This is a genomic window from Stenotrophomonas sp. GbtcB23 (assembly GCF_019091045.1).
Taxonomy (GTDB): domain Bacteria; phylum Pseudomonadota; class Gammaproteobacteria; order Xanthomonadales; family Xanthomonadaceae; genus Stenotrophomonas; species Stenotrophomonas rhizophila_A.
In genome coordinates this window covers 1-252 of the sequence record NZ_JAGXKC010000520.1, presented here as the reverse complement: position 1 = coordinate 252, position 252 = coordinate 1, and the positions used below count along the sequence as shown (strand labels likewise).

At 71.8% G+C, this 252-nt stretch carries 1 pseudogene; it reads right to left on the bottom strand.

Features of this window, described 5'->3' with window-relative positions:
- Window positions 1-252 (bottom strand): annotated as a pseudogene (locus tag KVS69_RS19990) (coproporphyrinogen III oxidase); the annotation flags it as partial.

The following is a 252-nucleotide window of genomic DNA, read 5'->3' as shown; positions in this document are numbered from 1 at the left end:
AGTGCGGTGAGCGCATCGGCGAAGTACTGGTCGAAATCGACACCGTGGCGTGCCCCCAGCGCGCGGCCATCCACCTCGCCCTGGCACATCAGCTGGTTGACCAGCGCGGCGCGCAGCGCACCGTCCGCATCCAGGGTCAGCCCCCGCCACACCGGCAGGCGCCCGGCAACCACCGCCGTTTCCCAGCCCGGCAGGTCGCGCGGGTTCTGGCTGTAGCAGATGCCGATGCGGCTGATCGCGCTGGCGCCCAGC